Raw genomic sequence first — 9,422 nt, forward strand, 5'->3', positions numbered from 1 at the left:
GCCGCCGCGTAGGCGTGCGACGCGGTCGCCCCCGTGCCGGTCGCCCCGTCACCGAAGTCCCACGCGAACGCCGTCACCGTGCCATCCGGATCGGACGAGCCCGAACCGTCCACCGCCACCGACAGCCCCGACGGCGTCGAGGTGAACGCCGCCGTCGGCGCCTGGTTCACCGGTCCGACGGGCGCGGTCACGGTCACCGCGTTGGTCGTGGTGCCGGTGGCGCCCTTGTCGTCGGTGACCGTCAGCTTCACCGTGTACGTCCCGGCCGCCGCGTAGGCGTGCGACGCGGTCGCCCCCGTGCCGGTCGCCCCGTCACCGAAGTCCCACGCGAACGCCGTCACCGCGCCATCCGGATCGGATGAGCCCGAACCGTCCACCGCCACCGACAGCCCCGACGGCGTCGAGGTGAACGCCGCCGTCGGCGCCTGATTCACCGGAGCCGCACCCGCGGACGATCCGGCCCAGAAGTTGTCGAAGCGCGTCTCGAAGGGCACGGTGGTCACGCCGCCGCCGAGGTAGACGCCGAGCCCGACGGCCCCCGGCGCCTGCAGGGCGGCGGTGGCGTCGGTCGCCGTCGCCGTCCAGGCGGTCGGCTCGGCCGTGCCGACCTTCCAGACCTTCACCCGCAGCGTCGTGGGCGAGGTGCCCACCGCCTCGGTCCGCACGTGCAGGGTGTCGCCGGCGGCGACGGTGAGAGCGGTGCCCACGTTCGCCAGGGTCACGCCCGTCTGCTGCAACTGCACGGTGAGGCCGCCCGACGGGGCGACGACGAGCCGCGCCTTGTACTCCGCGGTGCCCACGCGCCGCGAGTGCACCGTCACGTACGCGCTGCCGCCGACGGGACGCTGCGGAAGCGTCACGTCCACGTCGACCGCGGTGTCGGTGGACGACACCCCCGTCAGGTACGCGTAGCGCTGCGACGTCGCGGACGGCTGGATGAAGACGGCCTTCGTGCCGTCGACGCGATAGTTGGATGCCGTGTTGGACAGCGTCCACGCACCGCCGTTGTCGGCGGTGCCGAGCCCCGCCGCCACGGCCCGGTTGAACGAGTCGTTCGCATAGGTCGCGCCGACGACCGGAGCGGTCACCGTCACCGGGATCGCCTGCGTCGCCGTCGCGCCGTCGTCGTCGGTGACGGTGAGCGTGATCGTGTAGGAGCCCGCCGTCGTGTAGGCGTGGGTCGCCGTGACGCCGCTGCCCGCCGGGGAGCCGTCGCCCCAGTTCCAGGCGTACCCCGTGACATGCCCGTCGCCGTCGGTCGATCCGCCCGCGTCCACGGCGACCGTGAGGTCGGTGGCGGTCGAGGTGAACGACGCCGACGGCGCCTGGTTGGCCACCGCGACGACGGGCGCGGACGACGTCGCCGTCGCCCCCTTGTCGTCGGTGACGGTCAGGGTCACCGTGTAGGTGCCCGCCGCCGCATAGGTGTGCGTCGCCGTCGCACCGGCACCGTCGGGCGTCCCGTCGCCCCACGACCAGCTGTACCCGGCGACCGTGCCGTCGGCATCCGTCGAGCCGCTCCCGTCGACGGCGACCGCGAGCTTGGTGACGCTCGACGTGAACGATGCGGTGGGCGGGAGGTTGGCGGCCGCTCCCGTCGCGCCCAGCGCGTGATGCTGGGCGACGTCGCTCGCCGCGAGCGGGGCCGCGTAGACGGCGACCTCGTCGATGCGACCGTCGAACTCCCAGTCGCCCGGGCCCCACGTCACGTCGCCGCCGACGTGCCAGTAGCCGGTGTAGTCCTGCGCGTTCGACTGGGTGTTCGACCCCTTCAGCACGCCGTCGACGTAGAGCCGCATGCCCTCGCTCCCCTGGGTCGCCACGACGTGGTGCCACGCACCGTCGTTGTACCCGGGCGACGACTGCAGCGTCTCGGCGAACCCGACCCACACGCCGTAGACGAGGGTGCCGTCCGGCGTCATGTAGACGTGCCGGTCGTAGTTGTTCGAGTTGCCGTCCGGGCTGTTGCCGAACCCGATGATCTTGCCGCCGGTGGTCGTCGACGTCTGGAACCACGCCTCCAGGGAGTACGACCTCGGGTTGGAGAACGTGTTCTTGCTGATGACCTGACCGCCGGCGAAGGTCGCGGCGGTGTCGGCGACCCCGGCGAGCGCCCCGCCCGCGCCCGGCGCGACCGCGCCGATGTAGGTGCCGGGCTGGCCGAAGCCGGAGGAGTCGGCGGCGACCGGTCCGTTCTGTTCACCCAGACGCCAGTAGAGCGAGGGCTCGAGCGCGTACACGGCGGCGCCGTAGGCGTCGCTCGGCGCGGTCGCCGCGGTCAGCGTGCGCCCCGATGCGACGTAGTGCGCGGCGACCTGCTGGCGCGTCAGCGGCGCCCCGTAGATCGCGACGTCGTCGATCGCCCCCGCGAAGAAGGCGTTGCCCGACCACGGGCTGTCGCCGCCGACGCGCCAGTAGCCGTTGTACGGCTGCGCGGACGTGACATCCGTGCGCATGGCCACCCTCACACCGTCGACGTACAGGACCATGCCCGACGCGCCCATGCCCGCGGAGATCTGATGCCATTGCCCGTCGTTGTAGGCCTTCGACGACGTGATCGTCTGCGCCGAGCCCGGGTAGACGCCGAAGGTGATGCGCCCGTCCGGCTCCATGTACACGTGGCGGTCGTAGTTGCTCGAGGTGCCGGTAGAGCTGTTGCCGAACCCGACGATCTTCCCGCCGCCCGTCGTGGTCGTCTTGATCCACGCTTCGATGCCGAACGAGTCGGGACCGGCGATCGGCTGCGTCGTCGCGGCGAATCCCGCCGCGCTGCCGTCGAAGGTCGACGAGGGTCGCGCGTCGTTGAGCATGGCGCCGGCGGTGCCGCGTGCGACGCCGCTGTTGACGCTCAGGTCGGCCGCGCCCGCCCAGTCGTAGGAGACGCTCGTCGAGTCGTCGTCGAGAGGCCAGTAGTCCAGCGGCGCGTCCGCGAGGACGGCATCCCTATAGGCGCTCGCGGTCGAGGTCCCGCTCGCGGTCACCGTCGCGGTGCCCCCGAGGATCGCGTGCCCCTGCGGATCGGTCGCGCGCACACGGTAGGTGTAGGTCGTTCCCGACGTCACGGCGTTGTCGATGTAGGCCATCGCGGGGAGGCCCCAGTCGGGCGACTTGGAGCGCACGTTCTCGAACGTCTTGACAACGACGTTGTTGCGGAGCACCTCGTAGGTGAGGAACTCGCTGTCGCGGTCGTAGTTGAGCGGCCAGCTCACGCGCACGGATCCGCCCGACAGCGAGATCGCAGTCGCCGGCCACGCCGTGTTCCACAGGAGCGGCCCCTGCGCGTTGGTCGACTCCCCGCCGACCGCGAAGCGCACCAGGCCCTGTTGGCCCGTGTTGTTCACGCGGGTGAACTCGCCGCCGTAGACGAGGTACTGTCCGTTGCCGTTGACGGTCCACGGTCCCTGCGATGCGCCGCTGACCGAGCCCGTGTTGAAGCTCGGGAACCAGTGGAGCAGTCGCGGCGCCGGGTTGCCGCCGAAGTCGTAGTAGCCGTTGTTGAGCCCGGCGGGCGTGATGCGGGCGGGCTCGTTGGTCACGGCGATGCCGCGGTAGAACGTCCACGGGTCGCTCTGCGGGAAGCCGTCCTCGAGGCTGCCGCAGTAGTGGGAGTGGCCCGCCGCGTAGACGACGTCGCCCATCGGCTGGACGTCGTACTCGTCGCCGTGGCAGTCGTTGACCCACACGAGGCTTCCCGTCGCCCACGACGAGCGGAAGCTGCCTTCGAGGTTGCCCCCGCTGCCGTACACGTAGCCCGTGCCGTAGAACGACCCGGCGCCGTCGGACTTGAGCGACAAGATCGAGGCGTCCAGCCCGGCGTTGCGGATCACGTCGTTCGTCTGGAACGGCAGCAGCGAGGCGTCGGCGGCGCTAACCATCGCGAGGCCGTAGCCCGGATTGCTGCTCCCGTTGAGCGTCTGGAAGTTGCCGCCGAGCACGACCTTGCCGCCGTCGGGCGAGACGACGACGACGCGGCCCTGGCGCCCCTCGAGCACCGGGGCCCACGGCAGCAGCGCGCCGGCGCGGGTGACCGCCGCCGCACCGGCGCGGTCGTTGCCGGAGATGCGGCCGAAGGTGCCGGTGAGATAGACCGTGTCGTTCGTCGCGGCGACGCCCGAGGTGACCCCGTTGGAGTTCGGGTTGAAGCTCGAGAGCGTCCCGCTCGGGAGGTCGAAGGCCGCCACGCGGTTGCGCGTCTGCCCGTTGACGGTGGTGAAGTCGCCGACGATGTACAGGCGCGTGCCGTCGGGCGAGGCCTCGACCTGACGCACCTGCGCGTTGATCGACGGCGCGAACGAGGCGATCAGGACGCCGGTCGTGATGTCGTAGGCGAGGAGGTTGCTGCGGGGCGTCTCGTTCGTGCCCGCGGCGGCGCCGGCCGGGCGCGCGGACGTGAACTTGCCGGCCGCGTAGACGACGTTGCCGACGACCGCCTGATCCCAGACGATGCCGTTGATCTGCACCGTCGGGAGCGCGTCGGCGGTGACGGTCGACGGCGTTCCCGTCGGCGGGCTGACGTCGGCGTGCGCCGGAGCGACGGCGACGAAGCCGCTGATGACGACGGCGAGCGCCGTCACGAAAACCGCCGCGATGTTCCGCGTCCGCTGTACGCCGACGCCGGCACGAATACGCACCATGACTCCCCCAGTCATCCCCCGCGACCGGATCCCCATCCGTTGATGCCGCGAAGGCGATAGTCCCCCCAGCGCCCGCTACGGCCTGGGGCCGACGAAGACGATGTCTGGCTCAGACGCCAGCAGGTCGACGGTAACACGGATGTCCCCCTCCGCCGCAAGGGGTGCGACGAACGTGAAGTCCGCCGTGGCCTCGGCTCCCGGGGCGATGGATGCCGGGAAGGTGCGCGCGGTCTTGTCCGTGACGGCGATCGCCGGCGTCCTGTCGTCGCCGCCGTAGCTGAGGGTGACGCTGGATCCTGCGGTGTCGATCGGCGTCGTCCCGCCGTTCGCGATGCGCACCGACACCGTGATGGCATCCCCGCTCGGCTCGCCCGGGACGTCGCCGGTGAACGAGCCCGCGGTGAGACCGACCACCTCCACGACGGCGCCGGCCACGGGCGGCGCGGCCTGATCGAGCGGCACCTCCGTCGAGGACGGCGGCTTGACGACGTCGGCGGTCGCGCCGGGGCTCGGCGTCTCGAAGGCCGTGGGCTGCGGCGTGGGCGTGGCCCACGACGGCGACGGCGACGCGGCGGCCGCGGCATCCCCCGCCGGACCCTGGCTCACCACCGCCCACACGATCCCGCCGACGAGAAGCGTCGCGACGAGCGCGAACACCAGCCACGGCGCCTGCGTGCGCGCACGCCCGATCCCACCCCTGTGATCCGTCATACGGAAAGCACCCCCCACGTGCTCACGCACCGTGTCGGGGCCCCAGTTCCCCGGATGCGTTCCCTCAGCGTACGCCGACGACGCCCGCCTGGCGAGGGTGAATCCGCGGCCGGTCGTCCGGCGGCGGGCGATCCCCGTGCCGGGAGCGACGTGTGAGCACCGCCGAGAGCGTGACGAACAGCACGAAGGGCATGGCGCTGTCGACCATGCCGCTCTCCGTGAAGGTGCGGATGACGAACATCGTCAGCAGCGGCAGCACGAGACCCCGGCGCGAGCCCGCCGTCACGGCGGTGACCAGACACCACGCCACGAGGAGGCCGACGAGCACGACGCCGACGAGGCCGGCCTGCGCGAGCAGCGACACCCAGCTGCTGTCGAGCACCTGCGAGGAGCGCCACTTCTCCTGGACCGCGACCTCCTTGACCGACAGCCCCACTCCGAGCCACCGCTCCCACGACGTCCAGTCCCAGCCCAGCACCACCTGCCATCCCGTGAGGCGCGAGTCCAGCGCGGTGCTCTCGGCCGACGTGCCGCCGCGACTGGCGAGGCCGTCGACGACGCCGGTGAACACCACGACCGCGTAGACGAGCGGCACGAACGCGAGCAGCGCGTAGAGCACGCCGCGTCGGCGGACGCCGTTGGTGATCAGCGCCACGATCGCGCCCGCCAGCGTCCCGACGAGCGCGATGCGCGAGCCGGTCGCGACGACGATGGCGAACAGCACGACGATGCCCGCGACGGGCCCGGCCCGCACGCCCCGACGCAGCACGAGGATGACGAGGGCGATCAGCGGCAGCGCCGCCAGCCCGGCGAGCTCGTTCGGATGGATCTCGGGGATGCCGCCGCCCAGACGTCCCCCGGCGAGGGTGCGCACACCGGTCGCCGCGGCGACGATCGCCACGAGGGACATCGCCGTCAGCAGCGCGGCCACCGCCCGATCCCACGGCGCGTTGGTCAGCAGCAGCAGCAGCGTCGCCATGACGATGAACACCCGCGTCACCAGCACCGCGGTGGCCGTGCCGTTGCCGGCGACCACGCCGCCGAGGAGGCTGACGGCCAACGTGAGGGCGAGGACGGCCGCGGGGCCGAGCCCGACGGGCATGCGGCGCCGCGTGTACAGCGTCAGCGCCGCGGCGCCGCCGAGGGCGACGAGGGCGATCGCCGCCTTCGCGAGGACCACCGGGTCGACCCCTCCGGCATAGAAGGCCTGGGGCCGCCACGGGATCACGCTGACGATCACCAGCAGGAACAGGGCCGTGAGCACGGCGAAGCGCCGACGGGTGGGATGCGCCGCGTCGGCGTGCGCCGCGACGCGGACGGGCATCCTCGATCGCACGACCGTCGACATCAACGGAGCCTCAGCGCGGCGTCGGCGCAGGCTGCGGGTCGTCGCCGCCCCGCCAGGTCTCGGTGACGACACCCGTGGAGTGCGCCGGGGCGCCGGTGAGGAGGACCCCCAGCGGGTGCACGTCGGCGAAGGAGAGCTTGGTGACCAGGGCCGTCAGGGCGGATGCCGACGTCGACCCGCTCCGCACGGCGATGACCACGCCGGTGCCGTCGCGGACGAGCTCGCGGGCGACGGCGGTCGCCCCGGCATCCGCGATCGCGACGGCCGCGTCGATGTGCTCCGCGAGGGCCGCCCAGAGCACCGGCATCCGCTCCTGGAGCACGGCCGTGGCGGGGGGCACGGCATCGGCGAAGCGCCGACCCGCCACCTCCGCGGCGAACTCGAGGTCCGCGGGCCACGACGCCTCCCCGACGAGGTCCAGGAGCGCGGCGAGCGATGCCGGCTCGTCGCTCGGATCGGAGTCGGCACGGGTGTCGACGATCGTCGCAGTGCGCCCCGCCGCGGCGAAGGCGGCGGCCAGGCCGTCCTTCTCGGCGTCGGCGATCGCGTCGTCGGACGCCGTCAGCACGAGCACGGCCGACACCTGCGGGCCGCCCAGCACGCCGAGGTTCGCGATCGTCTCGTCCCAGGCGGACTCCTGATCGAGGCTCCCGCCGCGCCGCCAGCGCCGACGCCGCGGGATGCGCCCGACGACCCGCAGCCCAGCCAGGCGACGGACGTCGGAGATCGTGATGACGGTGCGGTTGGTCACGGTGCGGTAGACCGCGACGATGCCGCCGACCGCGATGCCGAGGATGAGGCCGAGCCCGGTGATCGCCAGCACCTGCGGCGAGACCGGCGCGAGCGGCTCGACCGCCGGCAGCACGACCGTGAGGTTGACCTGGTAGCGATCGTCCGCGTCGGAGTTCTCCGTCGACTCGATGAGGCGCGACAGATGCGACGCCGCCGCGTTGGCGATCGCCGCGCTGAGCGGCGCCGTCGGGGCGTCGGCCCGCACGACGAGCAGCACGGTGTCGGTGGTGTTCTCGGCGGAGACCATCCTCCGCAGCTCACGATCGCTGTACTCGTCCGGCGACAGGCCCAAATCGGTGCGGATGCCGCTGATCACCTGCGGACTGTCGACGAGCTCCGGATACGACCGGATCCGCGCCAGGCTGAACTGGTTGCGCTCGAACAGCGACGCTTCCTTCGAGTCGACCTGCAGCATCAGCGTCGACGTGGACGCGTAGGTCTCCGGCAGCAGCTTCGCGACACCGTAGGCCGCGCCCGCGCCGAGCAGCGCCATGATCAGGACCAGCAGCCATCCTTCACGCAGGATCCGCCCATACGGAACGTCCTCCATGCTCCCCACCCCCCAAGATGAGCCCGACCGCCGGACGTACCCCTGTCATCGTCCGAGCGTCTTCGTGCTGGGCCGAACCTACCACCAGAGCGCTCGACGCGCCTCTGCTCACAGGTGGTTGGGAGAGACGGTCCCGGGGACGGCTCAGGCCGAGGGCGGGTCGGCATCCGGTCGCGGCGAGGCCGCGATCGCGCGGAGGGCGAGTCCACCGAGCAGGGATGCCGCGGCGAGCGCGAACGGCACGAGCGCGGCGCCGCCTCCGGCCAGCAGCACGACCGCCGTGAGCACGAGGGCCAGCACCGTGTCGGCCAGGCGGATCAGGAACACGGCCCGCTGGCGCCCGCCGACGGCGCTCAGCGCCCCGTAGGGGGTCACCATCGCGACCGACAGGCCGTAGACGAGCCATCCGACAAGCGTCACCGGATCGAACGCGACTCCGAAGGCGAGCGGACCCAGCCAGGGGGCGAGGGCGAGGGCGACGCCGCTCATCGCCGTCGTCCCGACGACGAGCACGACGACGACGCGGTCGGCCTCGTGGAGCGATCCGGCGCCGCCCGCGCGCCGCCGGTCGGCGAAGCGCACGAACAGGAACGACGAGAGGCCGCCGACCACGAGCAGGAGCGGCGACGCGTAGGTGCGCGCCGCTTCGAGCAGACCGACCGCTGCCGCCCCGGAGACCGCGAGCACGGCGAGGCGGACGACCGTGAGCATCGCCGGTCGCAGCGTCTGCTGCAGTCCGCGCCAGGCCCCGTATCCCCACACGGACGCCAGATCCGCACCGCGCCATCCGACCAGCACGCGCTCGGCGCGCGGCAGCAGCCGCCAGCCCACCAGCGCGCCGACGCTCTGCCCCGCCGCGATCGCGCCGAGGAAGGCCGCCAGCGAGAGCCCGCCGAGCGCGGCCGCACCGCCGAGGAAAGCCGCACTGACCGCGAAGCCCGTGAGGTCGGCGGCCACGACACGGGTGAACCCGTACCCGGCCATGAGGAGCCGGCGCACGATCTCCTCCACCACGAACGCGGCCAGCGCGAGCGCGAACAGCAGCGCCTCCAGGGGGCTCGCGAACCCGGTGAGCGCCGCGACGGCGCCCGCGAGCAGGGTGGTCGCGCCGGCGGCCACGGCGAGCCAGACCTCCAGCCCCGCCCGGATGCGACGGGACGCGCGATCGAGCACGACGAGGGCGTCGCCGACGAGGCCCGTGACGATGCCCGAGGCCAGCACGACGACACCGTAGAGGATCGCGAAGCGCCCGTAGTCCGCGATGCCGAGGAGGCGGGCAACGAGGATCTGCAGCGCGAGGCTGACCGCCGCCTGCGCCGCCTGCGCCGCGATCTGCTCGACGGCGGCGACACCACGGGCCGTCTCGCACAGGGCGATGACCTCGAAC

Annotated in this window: 5 protein-coding genes; all 5 read right to left on the reverse strand. The window is 72.6% G+C overall.

Annotation, left to right across the window (positions count from 1 at the left end; genetic code table 11):
* Window positions 1–4,634 (reverse strand): PKD domain-containing protein (locus tag AC1Q49_RS15115; protein WP_492493149.1); only part of this gene is annotated, 4,634 nt, incomplete at its 3' end.
* 75 nt (window positions 4,635–4,709) lie between these two features.
* The gene (locus AC1Q49_RS15120; protein ID WP_492493151.1) at window positions 4,710–5,345 is read right to left on the reverse strand and encodes a hypothetical protein; all 636 of its coding nucleotides are present in this window, start codon (window positions 5,343–5,345) and stop codon (window positions 4,710–4,712) included.
* 64 nt (window positions 5,346–5,409) lie between these two features.
* Window positions 5,410–6,693 (reverse strand): O-antigen ligase family protein, encoded by a 1,284-nt coding sequence (locus tag AC1Q49_RS15125; RefSeq protein WP_492493153.1) that lies wholly within the window; start codon window positions 6,691–6,693, stop codon window positions 5,410–5,412.
* 10 nt (window positions 6,694–6,703) lie between these two features.
* Window positions 6,704–8,035, reverse strand: coding sequence for a YveK family protein (locus AC1Q49_RS15130; protein WP_492493155.1), 1,332 nt, complete (start codon window positions 8,033–8,035; stop codon window positions 6,704–6,706).
* 144 nt (window positions 8,036–8,179) lie between these two features.
* Window positions 8,180–9,422: lipopolysaccharide biosynthesis protein (locus AC1Q49_RS15135; RefSeq protein ID WP_492493157.1), on the reverse strand; the 1,243-nt coding region annotated here is incomplete at its 5' end.

It is taken from the genome of Microbacterium sp. MPR-TSA4 (genome assembly GCF_058792815.1).